Source organism: Acinetobacter sp. NIPH 2100, from assembly GCF_000369805.1.
GTDB lineage: Bacteria > Pseudomonadota > Gammaproteobacteria > Pseudomonadales > Moraxellaceae > Acinetobacter.
The window spans coordinates 276,728-296,878 of record NZ_KB850224.1 but is presented as its reverse complement, the minus strand read 5'-3'; the positions used below and the strand labels follow the sequence as shown (position 1 = coordinate 296,878).

Genomic DNA, 20,151 nt, shown 5'->3' with positions numbered 1-20,151 from the left:
TTTAGATAACAAGGCATCGCCAGTTCAAATGCCCGCAAATAAAAAAGGGCGATCAACTGATCACCCTCTTTCGATAATTTATTGAATCATGCAATTATGGCATCTCAGACACTTGCTGATCTGCCGTCTCTTTGGCTGCAACCTGATTCTTGACCAAGAAATGGCTAAAGAATAATTTATAGCCGAGTACGCCTAAGCAAGCACCAACGATAGGTGCAATAATTGGTACAATGAAATAAGGAATATCACGACCACCTGTAAAGGCAACAGGCCCCCAACCCGAGAAATAAGCCACGATTTTTGGGCCAAAATCACGTGCAGGGTTCATGGCAAAGCCAGTTAATGGGCCAAATGACGCACCAATCACTGCGACCAGCAAACCTACTAGAATCGGTGCTAAAGCGCCTCGCGGTAAACCATTGCTGTCATCCCCAATCGCCATAATGAGCCAGAGCAATAACATGGTGATAAACATTTCCACCATAAAGGCCTGACCAAGCGATAACAGATGATGCGGATAAGTGGAGAAGATCCCCGCTAGTTCCAGACTTTCTACACTGCCACGTACCATGTGATGAGTCTGTTCATAATCCATAAATAAATTGCTATATAACCCATATACCAGCAGCGCACCCGTTGCAGCCCCTGCCACTTGGGCAATGATATAGAAAGGGACTTTACGCTTATCAAATCCTGCAAACAGTGCCAAAGCGATGGTCACTGCGGGGTTAAGATGCGCCCCTGAAATGCCGGCAGATAAATACACTGCCAATGCAACCGCCAAACCCCATACGATACTAATTTCCCACAAGCCTAAACTTGCACCTGCAAGCTTCAGCGCAGCCACCACACCAATACCAAATGATAAAAAAATTGCAGTAGCAAAAAATTCAGCTACGCATTGCCCCAATAAGGTGGGTTCCGAGCGACTCATAACAACCTCTCTTGGTCATCGCTGCTAATAGGCAAGACCCTAAATTAAGCTCGGCAAACTATAGTTATTTTCTGATACGGTCAATATCATTTGGTAAAAATTTAAACGATTGGTCAAAGTATTTCCATCTTTATATTCGGTGAACACGATGATAAAAATAGAGGGCAATAAAAATCTATTTATTTGTTTTAAATCATTATTTTTTAACAATCATTTTATATCTTCTAGTTTTAATGCATGACTTAGCACGTATAAATCAATCAAAAGTTAATATAAATTTACTATAAAAACATGAGCTTATCTTTCAAAACGATTATATTGATCTAGTTAACCGATACTCATTAAAATTTGGATACAAAAACACCACTTTGTTGTTAAAGTGGTGTCCGTTTTATCTTACCAAAGTGCCAGTTGGGTGCTATTGCCAGTTGTATCTACACCGCCCAATTCAGCGAAATGGTACAACTGCCCCAAAAGCTGTCGTAATGGTGGCCCTGACTTAGCATGCGTATCCGTGATCACAATAAACTCAAGTACACGAGCACGTTCAGACTGACGTTGTTTACTCACTCGATAACGCGGAACATCTTGGGTCAATAGCGTGACTTTGCCGCGTTTTAAATTAGCCGTCAGCAAATCTTTCGGTTCAATATTTCCATCAGTCGAGTAACTGGTCAAAATATAACGCGCATTAATCGTTTCCAGTAACTTTTCATACGCCTCTTTGGCATATTTAGATGAGTTATAAGGACTTGGACGTTCTTTACGCCAAGCTCGATCAATACCGCTTTTAAAACCCTTGGTGTCTGGGGATGGCAAGTCCACTTGATCCCATAAGGTCAACGCATTAAGAACATGGTAGTTACTACTATAGGCATGCTGATTATAAGGCGGATCCAGATAAGCAACATCCACTTCGAAACCACTCATCTGATTAGCCAAGTGCTGTGCATCCACACACCACACTTCAGCAGCAGGACGCTTTGCATCCCCAATCTCACAAAAACGGCTCGGTGTCAGCCACAACAACGATTCAATCCGCTCCAACGCCGTTTGGGTACGTCCGCCCCAGCCCTGATGGAAACTTTTAAAGACACCACTGGTATTACTAACGAAACTTGCTGAATAAAGTAATGGTGCCAATAAAGCACTCATTTCCACATCATTAATTGCACCCTGTGCTTGCCAAGTTGCAATCTGCTGACGAATCGCATCAATACGCATGCCGTTACGGCGTTTGAAGAACAGGCGATCACGGGCAGGATCATACACATCATCATTGCGCGGACAGAGATTATGCGTGACCCAACCTTTAACTTCAGGCAAGCGATTCAGGTAATCAATCGCTTTCTGATAGCCACCTAATTCTTTAAATGCAGGCGCATCAACACAAGCCAAAATCGCATTGTTCAGTGCATGGCTATACGGTTCCCAGTCATTAGCAATCACGCGATAACCATTTTGACGGGCTAAACGAGAGACCACACCGCTCCCCGCAAAGAAATCAGCAAAAATCGGTGGATTCTTTTTCTTGCTATTCAGTGTCCCTGTAATCTCAAGCGCTTCTAGAATCAGATGAAGCAGTCGACGCTTATTACCGAGATACGGCACTAACTGATGAAAAAGATATTCGTCAGTCGTACGGGCAGCATGACGACGCTTGTGATAAACCGATGGTTCTGGATTCATATCATCTCTTGGATAGGGAACAATCTTAGGCGAATGTCTTGCCCAAGTTGGGTTACATCGACCAACTCAAAACGGAGCTGCTCTGCCATTGTGCTAAATTCAGCATTAAACATAGCCCGAGCAGATTGACCAAGTAAAGTTGGTGCAACATAACTAATCATTTCATCAACCAATCCTTGTTGTAAAAAGGCCGTTGATAAAGTTGCACCTGCCTCAACCAAAACATCATAAATTTGATATTGTTGGGACAAAGTCTGCAATAACTGGTTTAGAGGTTGCGGCGTCAATTGTATCACGCCTAAATCAGCAAGTTCTTGACGAAATGGTGTCATCACCATCACCGTTTCAGATTGCTGTAAAATTTTTGCAGAAAGCGGGAGCTGTCCTTGTCGATCTAAAACGATCCGCTTCGGTTGCACCACGGTTGTCAGATCAACACCTTCCAAAGCACGAACATTCAATTCACAATCATCAGCTAAAACGGTTTGAATACCCGTGATCACCGCACCTGAAATTGCCCGCCAATGTTGTACATCTTGTCTTGCCGCTGGACCTGTAATCCACTTTGATTCACCCGAAGCCATGGCAGTGCGGCCATCTAGACTTGATGCTATTTTTAAGCGTACATAAGGTAGGCCCGTGGACATGGCTTTTAGAAAGCCAAAGTTGAGCGTTTTTGCGCTTTCCGTACAAATTCCCGTTTCAACCTCAATGCCTGCATCTTGTAAAATTTTAACGCCTTTACCTGCAACCAATGGATTCGGATCTGAACAGGCAATGATAACTTTTTTTACCTGAGCTTTGACCAAAGCTTCCGCACAAGGCGGTGTTCTCCCGTAATGTGCACACGGTTCTAAAGTGACATAAGCCGTCGCATCTTTGGCATTCTCACCTGCTTGGCGCAATGCAAATACTTCCGCATGCGGCTGTCCTGCCTTGGGATGATACCCCTCTCCAATCAATTGACCATCTTTAACGATGACACAACCGACATTTGGATTGGGTTTCGTCGAATATTGTCCAAGTCGAGCCAATTCAATAGCACGCTGCATCCAATAATGATATTCAGATAAATGATCTTGGGTTAACTCAGACATGATCTCTCGAATTTAAGCTTCATTTTCACGTTGTTGCATTTGCTCAATCTGATGGCGAAATGCTTCTACATCTTGGAAATCTTGGTACACAGAGGCAAACCGAACATAGGCGACATGATCCAATGCAAATAATGCCTGCATCACGATTTCACCAATGGTTCTGGATTTGACATCGCGTTCGCCTAGCCGACGAATATGCGATTGAATATCGCTAAGTACAGTTTCAATTTGCTCCTGAGTGACAGGACGTTTTTGCAAGGCATGCATTAAAGAACGGCGTAGTTTGGCCTCATCGAAAGGTTCATTTTTACCGTCGGATTTGATCACACGTGGCATCACCACATCATAACTCTCAAAGGTGGTAAATCGCTCCCCACAAATGACACATTCACGACGACGTCGAATCTGACAGCCTTCGGCAGCCAAACGGGAGTCTATGACTTTACTATCAGCGGCGTTACAAAATGGACAATGCATAGTTGCGTGATTATTTACTCTCTTTGCTTAAGTGTAGCAAAGTTTCTTCAATTGCAGAACCAGCACGCTAAAGGCATAAAAAAACAGCCCCATGAGGCTGTTTTTAAAATCATATCTTATATGGATTATTCGATACGTTCGCCATGTTGGCTAAGGTCAAGACCCATACGCTCATCATCAGCGCTGACACGGATACCAATCACCAGATCAATCACTTTCAGAATAATGAAGGTCACAATTGCGCTATAAGCAATTGTCGCTAACACACCTTCGATTTGTACCCACAATTGACCGATAAAGGTTGGTGCAAGTGCAACGTTAGCAGCTTTGATGATTTCATCACTGTAGAACACACCCGTAAGAATCGCACCAACAATACCACCAACAGCATGTAAACCGAACGCATCTAGAGCATCATCCGCTTTAAGCAGGCGTTTCAGTGCTGTAATACCCCAGAAGCACACCACACCACCAATTAAGCCCATGATTAATGCGCCGCCTACACCAACGAAACCCGCAGCAGGTGTAATCACCACTAAACCAGCAACCGCACCTGATGCACCACCCAGAACTGATGCTTTACCACGAACAAGACGTTCAACAATGAGCCATGAGAATGCAGCAGCGGCAGCAGCAACTTGAGTCACAAGAATTGCCATACTTGCACGCGCACCAGCACCTAAAGCACTACCACCGTTAAAGCCGAACCAACCCACCCAAATCAAGCTTGCGCCAATTACAGTTAAGGTTAAGTTATGCGGTGCCATAGATTCACGGCCAAGACCTGTACGTTTCCCTAACATGTATGCTGCAACCAAACCTGCAACACCTGCGTTAATATGAACAACCGTACCACCAGCAAAATCTAATGCGCCTGCTTTGAATAACCAGCCGTCAGCCGCCCATACCCAGTGTGTGATTGGCGCATAAACCAAGATCACCCAAACTGCGATAAATGCCATAAATGCTGAATATTTCATACGATCAGCAATCGAACCACTGATAATTGCAACAGTGATGATCGCAAACGTCATTTGGAAAATAACAAATAAGCTTTCAGGAATTGTCCCACTTAAGGCATCAAATGCAACGCCATTCAGCATCGCTTTGCCCAAGTCGCCCACATAAGCACCTGAACCAGAGAAGGCCAATGAGTAACCTGCAATCACCCAGATTAAACTTACAAGAATTGCTGCTGAAAGGCTGAACATCATGGTGCTGAGTACGTTTTTCTTACGAACCATACCCCCATAGAACAGCGCTAAACCAGGAATAGTCATCAACAGAACCAATGCTGTTGAAACAAGAACCCAAGCTGTATCCCCTGTATCTACTGTTGCGACAGCAGCAGGAGCAGCTTCTTCAGGAGCTGGAGCTTCAACTGCAACAATTTCAGTTGTTGCAGCACCCGTATCAGCTACTGCTACAGTTTGTTCAGTTGTTGGTGTTGATGCAGCATCTTCTGCCCAAACCACCGCTGAACCACCTAAGAGTGCGCCAGATAGACTGAGCGCCATAAGCATTTTTTTCATTCGTGTCCCCCAACCTTATTTTGCGAGCTATTTCTCTAATTTCTAACTCAGCAAAGTTTGTGCCAATTTAGACAGCATCTGGCCCAGTCTCACCCGTACGGATACGGATCACTTGTTCTAAATTCGTGACAAAGATTTTCCCGTCACCAATTTTGCCTGTACTTGCGACACGAGTAATCGATTCAATGACTGCATCAACCATTTCATCACTAATTGCAATTTCAATCTTCACTTTCGGTAAGAAATCAACCACATACTCTGCACCACGATACAGTTCTGTATGACCTTTTTGACGTCCGAAACCTTTGACTTCAGTTACGGTAATCCCTTGAACACCAATCTCAGAGAGTGCCTCACGCACATCATCCAATTTAAATGGTTTTACAATTGCAGTTACAAGCTTCATGTTTGTTTTCCTTCGGCTTATTTTCACCAGTAAGGTTTTATGTTCAATTTTCATGCCAATATTTAAAGGTTGGGGGTTTTTAAATATCGGACACAAGCTTTCTTTATAACCTATTTAGGCTTGAAGATGTAGATAGTGCATCGAAAATAAGTTTCATTTCGCGATATTGGATGAAATCAACCCGTCACTCATCCTTCTGTCCCGAAGTGTGCTAGAGGAATATAACCAGCGGTGATACACTGAGCAGCAAATATACATAACCTATTGAGCACTTTATGATTGAGACTCTTTTACAGGCAATTTTGCAGCAAGTTGACCAACCTAAAAAAGACCTAGAAAAAAACTTACGGGCGTTACTGAGTGAAAGCATCGAAAAGTTAGACCTTGTCTCTAAACAGGAACTTGATCGCCAAAGAACTGCACTCAATACGGCCAATCAACGCCTCACAGAGCTGCAACAGCAAATGAAAATACTCGAAGAAATCGTTCAGAATAAAAAATAAGCACCAATTCGGTGCGACCAGCACCGAAAAATGATTAAAAATAAAGCACCACAATGGAACAATAATAAGATGTCTTTTGCCAAAATCTATACGAGAGGCCTATTGGGGCTGCACGCCCCACAAATTGAAGTCGAAGTTCATATCAGTTCAGGCTTGCCTTCATTAACGATTGTGGGTTTAGCTGAAGCAGCAGTACGTGAAAGTAAGGATCGAGTCCGTTCAGCTATTATTAATAGCGGTTTTCAGTTTCCAACCAAGCGCTTAACCATCAATTTGGCCCCAGCAGATCTCCCCAAAGATGGCTCAAGACTCGACCTTCCGATTGCTTTAGGTATCTTAATTGCTTCTGGACAACTCCCTGAAAATAGTACCGAAGGGTTTGAATTTATTGGTGAACTAGCACTTGATGGACATTTACGCTCGATTTCAGGTGCATTGACCATTGCGATGGCCTGCCAACAGGCACAACACCGTCTATTACTTCCCACAGGAAATTTAGAAGAAGCCAATCAACTCCCCAATTTTGAGGTATATGCAGCCAATCACCTACAGGAAGTCTGTGCACATTTTTCGGGCAACGCTCAAATTGCTGCTGCACCAGAAAGATCAAATCATGGTTCAACATCTTATCAACTCGACCTAGCAGATGTTAAAGGACAATTACGCCCCCGTCGTGCATTGGAAATTGCAGCAGCGGGTGGGCATTCGCTCTTATTTAAAGGACCTCCGGGTACAGGTAAAACCTTACTCGCTTCTCGACTTCCCTCTATTTTACCGCCGCTCAATGCACAGGAAAATTTGGAAGTTGCCAGTATTTATTCCGTCGCCAATGCACAGCATCGCTTTGGGCAACGCCCATTTCGAGCACCGCACCATACCGCATCTGCGATTGCCTTGGTCGGTGGTGGCTGTTAATTCTAAAAATTAATTCTACTGTACAAAATATTTTTCTACCATTTTCTAACATTCATTGATAAGTTTAAGAGTCAGTTACAGATTTAGAGTCAAAAAGATGGAATATATAGAATTATCATTGACAGAAATAGAAGCGCTTCTTCTTAAAAAGAAAATACCTTTTAATACACCAGGTTTTTATGATCATGAAAATTTTATAAATGAAGAAAAAAAAGATCCTAAGTTTTTAGAAATATATGCTGCATATATTAATAAAAGAAACTATTCAGACCAATATCTAGTACAAGCTGAACACACAATAAAAGAAATTTGCAAATTATTTTACAACAGTATTAGAAATAATAAAAAATTAGGAGCATGTGTAGATGTAAGTACAGTTATATCTAGAGTTCTAGATAAACTTGGTGTTTGGAATTGTGTCATAAAAGGAAGTTTAACAATCAACTTTCCTAATAGAGCCAATCTTCCTCAAACACACTTTTGGGCTATAGATACAGGTGATTTTACAGCCCCTCATGCTTGGGTTTATGCACCACCATTTAATGTAATAGATTTAACACTCAAGTACCAACATTATCAAAAAAATGAGGCTGACTACTTGCCGAATTATTTTATTGGCAAAAGCGACGAAAGGTGTCACCCTCAAATAAATGATATTTATAATCCAATCATAGTAAAGACAAATGATAGAGAATTAATAGAAAACCATTTCAATCAAATAACCAAATTTCAAAAATATATTTACAGTACTGGATATACCAATGATGGCACTAAATTGAATTTTATTCCTATAGCAACAGGCACCTCAGATGTATCATTAGAAAAAATACAAAATATTAAATTTGACAATTTATATCCGTATGACTTCTTTAAAAATAACATCCTGCATAAGATAAAACCAATAGAAACTAGATAAATTATTTAAGATAATTTATCTATTGTTTTATACACCCTATAAGGATTATCTGAAACTTTAATTTTAGGTAAATTTGAACATTTACCTAAAGCAGAAATCTTTATAGCGGTTAGTAAATCTTTCGAAGCTACCCCTAAGTATATATTATCAAGATAGTCACTTACATCTTTGCTATATTCAATATATGTTGAATTTAATTTCTTATCATAGGTAACACTTGGTGATGATAGTGTACCTATTGTCATCAATCTACACTCCTCTTCTTCTTTAAAAGAAAAATGTTTAAATAGAAATTTTAAAGATGTTAATATATGATCTAATATCTTTAAGAATATTTTATTTTTTGAATTATCATATATATTAGCCAAACTTTTCATTAATAAAACACCATGGCTTAAAAGCTTATTCCTTAAAGTAATACTCTTACTATATCTCCAATAAAGTCTTTCAATGTCATCTATTGACTTTGTATCCGCATATTCTTGAAAAAATGACCACTTACTTCTTTTTGCTACCTCTAGATAGCCTGTCTTTGGTTCTATATAAATACACCTATATAAGTTAAAAGAGTCATTTTCTTGAAAGAATTTATTATTTATAGTTAGACTTACACCTGAACATTCAATAAGCTCCTTCCGACCATACAATCGAAATTGATTTAAGGAATTATGATTAAACGTAAAACAAGAAAAAAAGTTAAGTTGTTCTTTACCTAAATCATCTGAGCTTTCAGGGCTAATATTCATAAATTTAAATAACATATTCCCTTCTGAAGGGTCATTCATAAATTCTGGAGATACTAGTCTTAATTTTGTATTTTTTTCTATCAGCATCATTGCAACATCAATATTAGTATAATGTGCAACTTTCCTCTCATAACTATAATTCAAAGAAATATTTAAATAATTTAATATATATATTTTTATTAACAAAAATATTAGCAAAGCTTCATATTGAAAATCCTCCTGATCCTCACCACCATTATCTCTAACCTCATAAATAAAATCGATATCATCTTTTAAAACATTAGTATATTTTTGAAATAAACTCTTTTTATTCAAAATATTACATACTATTATTTTTATTTGACTAGATACAATATTACTATCTTCATCATGATAACTATTGTTATATTCCACCGTATCAAGTGCATAATCCAAAGCTTCAATACAACAAAAATATAAAGGATACTTTTTTATATCAACTTTATTTTCAAAAGGAATATTCTCGATTCTTTTCTCACAATCCATTCTATCCAACAATTTATTTATTATATTTAGTTGTATAATATCTTCTTCATTAACAGAGTTAGAAGCTATTGACATTATTTTATTAATTTTAAAAGATAGCTCTGAAATTTTCTTGTCATTTTCAATAATCTTCGCTAGCAACGCATTTGATGGATAATGAGTTTTAATCCTCCCCAAATATAGACTGTAATTCACAGTTAGCACTTTAAAAAAAACTATTATTAAATCTGATAAAGAGTTCATTTCTATCCTAAATACTTAATATTAACAAGTGCAAGCCAAAGCAAACACTTGATTAAATAAAGAATACTACAATAAGTATAAAAATCACACTATGTCACTTAAAGTTTAAAATATCCTAAATAGATATCTTTTCGAATAGTGCCTTCCATCTCTCTAGATCATTCTGATCAATCTTGTTTTTATCTGTTTTTAATAAATTATTTTTTACCAATCTAGAAAAATCAACTTTCCATCCTTTTTCCAAAGGAATCTCATTATCTTGAGCAAATTTTTCCAATTGCTTCAAAATAGGCTTACCTTCTTCATATACATCTTCGAACTCGACATCGGGATTATTTGAACGCAACTGATATCTTGCCATTTTAATTATTACATTTGCAGGTATTAAATCCTCTATTTCAGCTTGCTCCATATCTACAATTTTTGAAACTTCTAACACATATTCTGGATTATCCTTATATAGATCTTTTCTTAAGGCTTGTACCATTTGTTCTCCTTGACTATCTGAGTCAAGAAGAATTTTAGGTAATTCTTCATTTTTACCAGTCAATAGGCTAACAATTGGTTTTACTCCTCTAGTACCACCAGCAGGAACAAAAATAATATCTTTCTTAGGCGTTAATTCACCAAATGCAATTAACAAGGTTTTTATTGCTGAGAGATATATTTGATCGGAAGGTCCTTCTACCAAAACAGGTGTGCAGTTGTTAAATAGCATCTCAGAGACACTAAGACCTAATGCAGCATGTACGGGATAAATTGATTTTGTCTGTGATGGATTAGATTCATTTGCTCTTAAATTAGAAGATACATTTGTAGTTCCATCATCTTGTATAAATACGGCTTTCACCCGATCTAAATGATTAGAATCTACCAAAAAAGGGGAATGCGTTGTATAAAGTATCAGATTAGTTTTAGATAAATTTCTAAAAAATAATGACAAATCCTTTTGAGCTAATGGATGCAAAGATAAACCTGGCTCATCTAACAATAAGATTGAATCTTTGTGAGAGTCTTTACTTTCTACTAAAAATGTCAGATAAAAGCTTAAGAACCACTGTAAACCTGTACTACGTCCCTCTAGTTCAATATCCTCAGGTCTTTTATCATCAGATACCCATATTCTAAAGTGATTACCATCAGCTTCAAATCTAAATCTATATTCACCTTGCTTCCACCAATCTCTAAACTTTGCTGTTAACTCAGTAGATGCCGATTGCAGAAGAATACTACGTTCTTTTTTTTCTTTGGATTTTAATTCAATTTCTTCATCTGACAATTCATCATCTGAATCTGAACGTCCTAAATCTAGAATATCTTGAGGTTCGAGTTTCACATAATCAAAGAGAACTTTTAATGTTTTTACTTTGGCAGACTCTTTTGCCCCCAAATCTGTTCGACTCATATTTTCAATAACGTGAGGTAAATAAATTTCAGAATCCAAATTTCCATAATTTGAGTAATATACAAAAGTTGGAAGATTTTTAACAATATAACGCCTAGACTCGGCTAGTTCATCGGCACTAGGTCTATCAATTTCAGTTGAATGATCTTTAAAAAAACTCTCTGTTTCATTTAAAGTTTTAGTGAACTCACTTGTTTTAGGTTCTTTCTCATCACGTAAATTTGATAAAAGTGAACTGGCGTTATCAATACGTGCTTTATCTATTATTGAGCTTTCAAATAAACCTCTAAGTTGATTAAAAACATCAGAAAAATTATCACGTTTCTCTTCATTTTCACTTTTTAACAATTGAAGCTCTTGTATATATTTAATTTTCTCATCTATAAATTTTTGAAAAATATCTGCTTTTAATGTTGGTAATTTTTCATCAGGAAACCTAATCAAATAGATTCCATCATACATTCTGGAAACAGATACTTTTTTGACCTCATTTGGGGGTCTTTTTCTTAAATTAGAAACATGTTGAGACTCTTCGTCATTTAATAAAAATTCAGTGCGAATAAATACTGTATCCTTATTACTAGCTCTCAATTGACTATATAGTTTACGTGGAGCATCAGTTAAAAGATTGATATCTGCATCTTTACTTGCAGGATTAAGCTTCCACAAAGCACATAATAAATTAGTTTTCCCTGATTCATTAGTACCAATTAAAGCAGTAACGTCTTCTACGTCGATCCATTCACTTTTATCAATTGATCTAAAATTTTCGACTTGAAATCCAGTTAATAACACTGTCAAACCCTCATAATATAATAAAAAATTTATAGCTTATATGTACAACTCTATAATCAGTAAAACTTAAACCTAATTATCCATCAACTTGATTTCAAACTTTTCAAGAATTGTTTTCTTCATTTTTGCGCTCCAAGTAAGACCACCTTTTGAGTGTTTAAAAGGCTTTAAAGAACCATCTTTTTTCTCTTCTAAACGACCTTGTGTATCAGCCAAATCTTTTAATAGTTCTCTAAGATGGTTACTTCCTAATTTATAAGGTACTTTTATTAAATAGCCAGTGTTACGATCTGAAGAGTTTTCGCGTCTTAATATCTCAACTAAATAATAATTCATATTTGAATCAAAATTTTCAAACTTTTTATATAAAAAATACAATTGAAGAAGTATTATTTCTCGGTATTCATCACTCTTTAAAACCCAAGCATTTTCATCAATATATCGATAATCAGAATAACTAATTTTAAAATCATCAATTAAACTTGAAACAATACCATCCTTGTTAGCTATTTTCAGAAAAAAAGAATCCTTTTCTTGATTTAATTCAATTATTGCATTAAAAACGTCAATAGGAACTGTCAGAGGGTCTTTCAAAATATTGGACTGTCTAATTTCATTCGACCACACTTTATCACCTTGATGGGTATACTTTTCTCCTGATGAAGCATTGATTAGTTCTTCTTTATCAGGATCTACAATCGTAATTTTTTCTTTACCATATGTAGATTCATTATCGTTTTCATCTTCATCTGTCTCAGTGTATTCCATCTCAACAGTTCTTATTAATGTTCCGTCTAATGCAGAAGTCTGAACTTCTGAAAGCACATAATTTTTTCTATTACCTTTACCATTTGGTCGTTTATTGGTGAGATTAATTTTCTTTTTTTTAACAACAGTTCTTATAACCTCTGTTTCTTCTTCACCCTGATTACTACCATTCGATGATCCTTTATCTTTTGGCTTTTTCAGTTTCCTTTTTTCAATAATATTCACTTGAATATCAGTTGGAAGTTGGAATGACTCTATACGAAGTACTAATAATCTAGTTTTTTCCTCATTTAACCAAATTCCCCTGCCAGTGATATTTGTTTCACCTGTAAAATAGCTTTCAAGTCTTACATTAAGATGATCATTTTCTTTAGAAGCTATACTATTTTTAAATTCATCGAATACCTTATTTGTATGATCAGACAATAATAAATGTGCAAGAAATATTGCACTACTATCCCCCAAATTTTCTTTTAGTCTCAAAGTTATTTGCTTATCAGAACCTATTTTAAAATCATCACTATCTCTATCGACATACTTTGAAATAATTTCCTCTTTCGTATGTGTCAGGATCATACGCCTTAGCTCTTTTCTCATTGGAGCATACAAAGCAGTAAAAATTTCTAGACATGGGATAACATACTCGATGCCATTATCAGTAAAGACATTACAAAAACTATTTTTAATATTTACTTGATTTAGATAATTAGCATTTTCTTTAGTTCTAGACTGACCGTTATAATTTAGAGGTAAAGAAAAATAAGAAAATGGAATAAGATAATTTCCATCATTATCCTGCGACCCAAATTTCACCATCTTGCTTTCATTGGGAATTACTTTTATTTCAAAATCTACTTCTGTTTCCTCACTACCTTTTTCCTTTGAATATTTATTAAATTCAAAAAAATCTTGATGTTGTCTACTTTCACCAACTTTTTTGTTATATAGGATTTTTTCTTTGCCACGCCAAACAGTCCCTCTTCTTACTACATCTAGCTCAGCAATCGGAATTTGAATTAGTTGTGGCTCATGTGTTTTAGAGTGCCAAGGAGCTGGTACTAGAAAAACGTTGACTAGAGGATTGGATACATAATCACTCGTAATCGGAATAGATCCTGTAGCGTAGACTATGCGTTCAATTCTATCATCTGGAAATTCTTCTACTAACACTCTACCAACCATTAAATAGTCTATAATTCAATCATTAGTAGCATTTAATTTTGTAAAGTTCAAGCTACCTAATCCAAGGTAGAAGGTTATACCTTTTAACCTAACAGAATCTTTTACGCTTACTAATCTGACAACATCCACATTCTTTAAATCATCAGGAAATTCAATATTATGCATATAAGTAAATACTTTTTGTAATAGATGATTTTTAACAGTTGATTCAGCGATTAAAAGTATTGAGATTATCTGCTGTTCCAATCGAACTTTCGATTCTCTTCTTTTTTCAAAAACAAATTTGCCTTTATCTTTAATGATGAGCTTCAAATCATAATAAATATTTAGATGATTGATAAATCCTGTTAAAGATGCACGTTGCCCCCAATGTAGCCAACAAAATTGATCCACAATTATCTGATTAATTTCTTTTTTTTCTAAAATATTGACGAATCTAACAAACATGACCGCAGATGTAATTGCTAATCTTTTGGAATGTAATTGACTGGTTTTTTTATTTATTTTTTCAACGTAACTCGTAAAACAATCGTAAAATTGATTTGTGATTGAAATTTTTAAAATTTGATTTGCAATTTTTTCTTTAATTAAAAATTCCTCATGATTTCTTGAACCTACATCATGCATCACCTTTAAAATGAGATTCGTATAATTGGCTTTAAATTTCTTCAACTCGTTTTTGAAAAGACTACTGCTGGGTAAAATTTTAAATTCAAAATAATATCTGTTCATTTGCTTAAAAACAGGACTAAGCTGCAATACCATTCTAGCAGCGATAATATAGCCTTTCTGCTCACATAAGATATTTAAAACTGCTTCATATAGACTCCTTACAAGTGGATCAAACTCTTTGACGTACTCTTCCTTTCTCTCAATAAACAGCCTCTTAGCTCCACAGCTTCGACACTCTGTTGTCCAACTACCAGCAGGAATATCTATATGACATATCCGGCAGTATTTTTTATTTAAAAAGCATTTTTTACAGAATTTATCTTGTTGTAAATTACAAGCATAAATGAAGTTTTTATTTTTACATGAGGAGCATTTTTGGTGAAATAATTTTTTGACGCATTGGGAGCAATAGATTTTCTGTGCATCAAATAATGAATAATTATGTATATATCTTTTTTCTTTCCCACATTCATCACATTTTCTAAGTTTTCTAAAAAAAACTGAGCAAGAATTACAAATGATCCCTTGTTCTGCTAATTTTCCAATTTTTCGTCCAATTCTATTACATCTTATACATGGTAAAGTCTGCACTAAACAGGTTTGGCAAGTATCATCTTGCTCAAATATCCTTTTATTGTTTTGACAAAGATTGCATGTTTTTCTAATAAATTTTCTTTGATAACAATAGTCACAAAAGACTTTACCAAAATATTTTCGTTTTGGTATATCTAACTCTACTTTACAACCAAAACAAATTTTTACTTCAATTTCATCAACAATTGATTCCATTTTTCTAATACCTGTTCTTTTGGTAAAGGTTCAACTGTATGAGTAAATTTTTTCTTTATTAGCTGTTTTTTCTTTCTAGGCAATGAAGGCAGGTGCTCTAAAAAATCTTTATTAAAACTATATCTATTCATTATTACTCTTGAAGTAAAGCTTTGTTTTGTATATCCAAATTCTTTAAAATAGAGAGCTAGTTCTATCGAAGATTTATCCTGTATCACTGACATAATTTTCATCAATTCAAATAACCACTCTGGAGACATTGTTTCAACATTTTCACTTGATCTATTTTTTTTACTTACTTCAATGTTCAGATCATTGATTAGCCTTATGTCTGAAAGAGTTTGAATAGCACAAGCATGATTCAGAAATCTTAAGAAAAAATGACATCTATCAAATACATTATTTACACTTAAATCATTATCGCTATATCTGTCACCTACTGTTATATAGCTATTCAATTTCCTTTGAACATTAAAAATTTCATTCGAGGAAATAAGACTGATCTGTGAACTCAAATCATGACCACATCTTACACAATAACGGATATCTAGCCTGTTATATGATAATTTATGTGGGCTAAAAGGTAATGAGCAATCTATGCAAATAGTTTGTAATAGACATCTATGCTGAGGACAACATACATTCCATGCTAATCTCCATGATTTCTTTAAAAATGCCTGCTGATTTAAACAAACAGGACAAAATCGTAGTCCACCTGTACGATCTAAACTACGAATCCCTAATTTAGTAATCCATCTTACCTGAGGACTTCGACTATTAATTATCTTGTTCTCATTCTTCAATGTTAAAAGTAATAACTGTTCCTGTGAAATATTATTAGATAACAATATCTCAAGATATTCAGAATCTATATTTAGATCTAAATCGCTAGTCCAAGGTCTCCAACTTCTCCCCCATATTTTGTGCGTTAAAGTTAAAGGTTGGCATCCTTGAGCAATTGCGGTACGTATTAACCATGAACTTAGTAACTCATCGTCATAAGGCTCTACAAACCACAGTTTCATACATTAATACTAAGAATTGATCTATAACTTTGATTGGTCTTGCGTTCACGAAAGTGATTGATTATAGAAATATCAATGTTTTCTTTTCCAGAATCGATAGCTTCCTTCGTACAATCCATTAATAACCGAATAATGTCTCCCAAATTCCCATTACTTATTTGATGTATAGCAATTGCTTTTTCTTTATCCGCCAACCCTGAAGGTTGCCTTAAGGGTAATAATTTTTCATAACTTGCTAACAACTTCCTAAAATTACTATCCAATGCCCATGTCGTTAATTCTGCAACATCAAAACGACTCGCATGTTGTTGATCAGAATAAAGTATTTGCACAGCTTCTTGGGTTCCCACACCAACAATGGATAGATTTAACTCATTACTTAAGTTTTTTAAAACATTCATAATCTCACGTTGCTTCAACGGTGTGCCAGTTAAAAAATTATGGATCTCATCAATAATTAGCATACGGATGTGAAATTTTCTAAACAAGTGAACAACTTGATGTTTCAACTGAATAGCAGGTGACGTGTGTTTAAAAGCCACTAAAAATTGTTCTAGGATAGCAATATAAAGCTTTTTTTCATCAGCACCAATTGGTGCATCTATTAAAAGATGATGCTTCCTCACCTCAATAATTTTATTAAATTGATCTTCAATATTTGTTTGAGGGTGTCTTTCTACAAATTTTCTTATGATTGTTGTTTTTCCAATATTAGGCTCCCCCACAATTAATAAACTTTGTGGACGAATCCTTATAGGTTGATTTAATAAATCATCTAGTAAATCTAAAATATTTTTCGCTCTGTCATATCCTATCCACTTATCTGAATAGAGGTACTTCAACCTTTCTTGATTCGACAAAGAAATAATCTGCCGTACACTTTCATGCAAATGTGAAAACTCATTCATATTGTGATACTCACTCAATATCATTGTATGGCTCTACTGATTCATTCCAAAAATCATCTTGTATAACTGGATTTGCTGAGTTTAATAATTCAAGTACAGGACTTTTGGAAGAATTAGATAGTTTTAAAGCCTGCTTATCACGTAATAAATTTTTCTCATGTTGTTTTCTTGCCTTTTTTGTTTTGCTAGAAGCATCTTTAATCATTTCTTTAGATTCCAATATCGCTTGGTAAATAAAATCTTGATTAGTTGTATCTTTTGATTGCTCTTGTAGCTTTTTTTGCACAATTTCATATTCTGCAATGCTAATAGGAGGGATCTCTTTTTTTGATGTATGTACTTTAAAATATTTTTTTAAATCAGGCTCATAAAACCAAATATAACTGACATCACGAGGATCACGTCTAAATGAAAATTTTCGTTTAACCTTATAATTGTCAGGATCACTAGAGCCAATCCATTTTCGTAGCACTTCTGAATAATACTGTAATTTATCTAACTCAATCCCATAACGCTGTATTGTCCTTTTAAATTCAGGTAAGAAATCAAGTGCTAAAGTTATTTCATCATTCACTCTTGGCTTTAATCCTGTACCAGCTTGGTCTTTTGTTCCCCATATTCCTTGTTCCCATTTTTTTATTGGGGACATGTTTAAACTAGAATGAGTTCGTTGGTGATATATTTTTGTCATCCAGAAAATTAACCATTTCTCTAATTCTTTAAGAGTAATGGCAGCTTTTTTCTCTGACTGATAGTTTCCTTTCATTTGTATATTAGAAAAAGTTGTGCCTTGTAAAAGGTGTATTTCATTATTTACAGTGCCAATCAAACGCTCAATATGTCCTCCAAAATTTGCTTTCCCAATTGGTCTGAACTCCCAGTTAATTCCATACTTCAAACAAGATCTTTGCAAGAATTCAGTGCGAAAATCTGCACCATTATCGGTATGTATCGTATCCATTACTCCCCATACATCCCAAGTAGTATTGATATCATGCTCTAAAAGAATGCGATTTTTGGGCAAAATAGAGTTGACAATACATAACCCAACAGATGTTGCACTAGGATGATCCAAGGAAAGGTAAAACCCAACAATCATCCGACTGTACACATCAATAGCCAGAGTCAAAAATGGTCTGCCTATTGGTAATCTATGTGTTTCATCAACAACAATAATATCTATGGGTGTATGGTCAATTTGAACAACAGCTAATGGATAATTGGCATTCGGGAAATGCCCTGTGGTTGGTTCAAATTTATCTTTCGCAGCTTTTTTTCCAGCTCGACTTTTTAATACAAGTTGCTCATTAATCTGACGTACTCTATATCTAACTGTATTCGGATGGGGTGGCTCAATATTATTTTTTAGACATAAAGCTTTAACCATTTCAGCTAGACTACTTAATGTAGGCTTTTGTTCTGTTAAATAATAATCTCTAATCGCCTGACGTATGATTTCCTCAGTCGTATCGTTGAGACGGCTTTTGGATTCTTTCCAACCTCTTTTATTCGGTAATAAAGCCAATATTGACTTCGATTTTCTATATGCCGATAACCAGTTATAAATGGTTGTATAGTGTAATCCCTCTTGATCAGCTAGCTGTATTACCTCAGCCTTACTCGATTTATCAACAAATTCTTGAATTATGGAATATCGCTTTATGGCCGTTTTCCAATCATCTTCTGATATTTCTGAGTGTTCAATATGGTGATTATCCTGATCAGTTTCTAACTCACTTAAACTTAGCTCATCGATGCGAAGGATTTCAGATTTGAAAGTCTTTAAATGAACTCCGATGACTTCTTCAAAACTCACAATATCTGAAATTTGGTATTCATTTTTATGATATTGAACAATTGCTCCAACTTTGAGTTGGAGCAGACGTCTATCAAGAATAATTTGCTCTTTCATCATAAGCCCTCAAAATTTATATAATTTTTCAGATCATTATTTACCCATATCACCGTTGTTGGTTTAAGTGGCTGTGTTAAATCACAACAAATGAATTTCTTTTCAATTAGAAACCAGATATGAGCTATCATTTGTAAAACTTTTTGATCAGATTTATATAGGCTACTTGCTAAGCCATTTACACAATTGACTCCGAATTCTTCCAATCTATCTAGAATCCGAATAGTTTCATCCTTAGGAAAATCTGCATTCTTATAGCGCTTAAGAAACTGAATATTTGCTAATAATTGATCTCTAATGCGTTTTTCATCATAAATTTTAAAATTCCAGCCATGCTCATGAGCATATCCAAGACCAGCTTTTAATTTTGGCTTTAAAATAGTCCAGTCTTTTTTCAATTTCTGTATAGGCTTCACTTCAATTAACAAAGGTGGTTGATAGCATTTAGTTTCATAAAATTGCACTAAAAAATCAGGCGTATACGTTGAAAGATTGTCTAAATTTGTACGATATGGAATTTCTACAGGCTGACTGACAACTTGCATAACATTTACATTAAATTCTAACTTTTGTAATAAATCTCGCTCTAACGTAGATTCAAACCAAATTGTGTCTTCACCTCTAAAAGCATAATAACCTGAGACACTGCCATAAACAGGCTTAGGTTTTCGGACGGGTTTAAAATCATCTTTAATTGGCATTTTGGCTCTCTGCAACTTTGTAGAGTCTAATT

Annotated in this window: 16 protein-coding genes and 1 pseudogene; 3 read left to right on the top strand and 14 right to left on the bottom strand. The window is 35.5% G+C overall.

Annotated features, from left to right (window positions below):
* Window positions 1-94: 94 nt before the first annotated feature.
* From F887_RS16490 to glnK, 6 genes are all read right to left on the bottom strand, one after another.
* Window positions 95-934, bottom strand: coding sequence for an MIP/aquaporin family protein (locus F887_RS16490; RefSeq protein ID WP_005291259.1), 840 nt, complete (start codon window positions 932-934; stop codon window positions 95-97).
* A 396-nt stretch (window positions 935-1,330) separates the two neighbouring features.
* Window positions 1,331-2,623: a DNA adenine methylase gene (locus F887_RS16495; protein WP_005291258.1), complete on the bottom strand. Its 1,293-nt coding sequence runs from the start codon at window positions 2,621-2,623 to the stop codon at window positions 1,331-1,333.
* A complete protein-coding gene (ribD, locus tag F887_RS16500) occupies window positions 2,620-3,720 on the bottom strand; it encodes a bifunctional diaminohydroxyphosphoribosylaminopyrimidine deaminase/5-amino-6-(5-phosphoribosylamino)uracil reductase RibD (RefSeq protein WP_005291255.1) in 1,101 nt (366 codons plus the stop codon). The genes F887_RS16495 and ribD overlap by 4 nt, the downstream gene beginning before the upstream one ends.
* Before the next feature lie 12 nt (window positions 3,721-3,732).
* Window positions 3,733-4,197 carry a transcriptional regulator NrdR gene (gene nrdR / locus F887_RS16505; RefSeq protein ID WP_005291251.1) on the bottom strand — a complete coding sequence of 155 codons (465 nt, stop codon included), beginning with the start codon at window positions 4,195-4,197 and terminating at the stop codon, window positions 3,733-3,735.
* Window positions 4,198-4,322: 125 nt separating this feature from the next.
* Window positions 4,323-5,729, bottom strand: a complete 1,407-nt coding sequence (locus F887_RS16510) for an ammonium transporter (protein WP_005291248.1) — start codon at window positions 5,727-5,729, stop codon at window positions 4,323-4,325.
* Between the two features lie 67 nt (window positions 5,730-5,796).
* On the bottom strand, window positions 5,797-6,135 hold the full coding sequence (glnK, locus tag F887_RS16515) for a P-II family nitrogen regulator (RefSeq protein ID WP_004656379.1): 339 nt from the start codon (window positions 6,133-6,135) through the stop codon (window positions 5,797-5,799).
* Between the two features lie 275 nt (window positions 6,136-6,410).
* Here glnK and F887_RS16520 point away from each other — a divergent pair, with 275 nt between their 5' ends.
* The 3 genes and pseudogenes from F887_RS16520 (at window position 6,411) to F887_RS18125 (ending at window position 8,469) form a co-directional block, all read left to right on the top strand.
* A complete protein-coding gene (locus tag F887_RS16520) occupies window positions 6,411-6,638 on the top strand; it encodes an accessory factor UbiK family protein (protein WP_004802123.1) in 228 nt (75 codons plus the stop codon).
* A gap of 69 nt (window positions 6,639-6,707) precedes the next feature.
* Window positions 6,708-7,547 (top strand): annotated as a pseudogene (locus F887_RS16525) (YifB family Mg chelatase-like AAA ATPase); the annotation flags it as partial.
* A gap of 103 nt (window positions 7,548-7,650) precedes the next feature.
* Window positions 7,651-8,469, top strand: a complete 819-nt coding sequence (locus F887_RS18125) for a hypothetical protein (protein WP_005291240.1) — start codon at window positions 7,651-7,653, stop codon at window positions 8,467-8,469.
* A gap of 5 nt (window positions 8,470-8,474) precedes the next feature.
* Here the strand turns inward: F887_RS18125 and F887_RS16530 are convergent, their stop codons facing one another.
* The 8 genes from F887_RS16530 to F887_RS16565 form a co-directional block, all read right to left on the bottom strand.
* The gene (locus F887_RS16530; RefSeq protein WP_005291237.1) at window positions 8,475-9,962 is read right to left on the bottom strand and encodes a hypothetical protein; all 1,488 of its coding nucleotides are present in this window, start codon (window positions 9,960-9,962) and stop codon (window positions 8,475-8,477) included.
* Between the two features lie 115 nt (window positions 9,963-10,077).
* A complete protein-coding gene (locus tag F887_RS16535) occupies window positions 10,078-12,162 on the bottom strand; it encodes an AAA family ATPase (protein WP_005291234.1) in 2,085 nt (694 codons plus the stop codon).
* A gap of 72 nt (window positions 12,163-12,234) precedes the next feature.
* Window positions 12,235-14,100 (bottom strand): hypothetical protein, encoded by a 1,866-nt coding sequence (locus F887_RS16540; RefSeq protein WP_228129819.1) that lies wholly within the window; start codon window positions 14,098-14,100, stop codon window positions 12,235-12,237.
* 27 nt (window positions 14,101-14,127) lie between these two features.
* On the bottom strand, window positions 14,128-15,573 hold the full coding sequence (locus tag F887_RS16545) for a hypothetical protein (protein WP_005291228.1): 1,446 nt from the start codon (window positions 15,571-15,573) through the stop codon (window positions 14,128-14,130).
* A complete protein-coding gene (locus tag F887_RS16550; RefSeq protein WP_005291226.1) occupies window positions 15,543-16,598 on the bottom strand; it encodes a TniQ family protein in 1,056 nt (351 codons plus the stop codon). Before F887_RS16550 ends, F887_RS16545 begins: the two co-directional genes overlap by 31 nt.
* On the bottom strand, window positions 16,595-17,506 hold the full coding sequence (locus F887_RS16555) for a TniB family NTP-binding protein (RefSeq protein WP_005291222.1): 912 nt from the start codon (window positions 17,504-17,506) through the stop codon (window positions 16,595-16,597). Before F887_RS16555 ends, F887_RS16550 begins: the two co-directional genes overlap by 4 nt.
* Before the next feature lie 10 nt (window positions 17,507-17,516).
* Window positions 17,517-19,421: a Mu transposase C-terminal domain-containing protein gene (locus tag F887_RS16560; RefSeq protein WP_228129818.1), complete on the bottom strand. Its 1,905-nt coding sequence runs from the start codon at window positions 19,419-19,421 to the stop codon at window positions 17,517-17,519.
* Complete coding sequence (locus tag F887_RS16565; protein WP_005291218.1) at window positions 19,418-20,119, bottom strand: heteromeric transposase endonuclease subunit TnsA; 702 nt, start codon at window positions 20,117-20,119, stop codon at window positions 19,418-19,420. The genes F887_RS16560 and F887_RS16565 overlap by 4 nt, the downstream gene beginning before the upstream one ends.
* Window positions 20,120-20,151 lie beyond the last annotated feature (32 nt).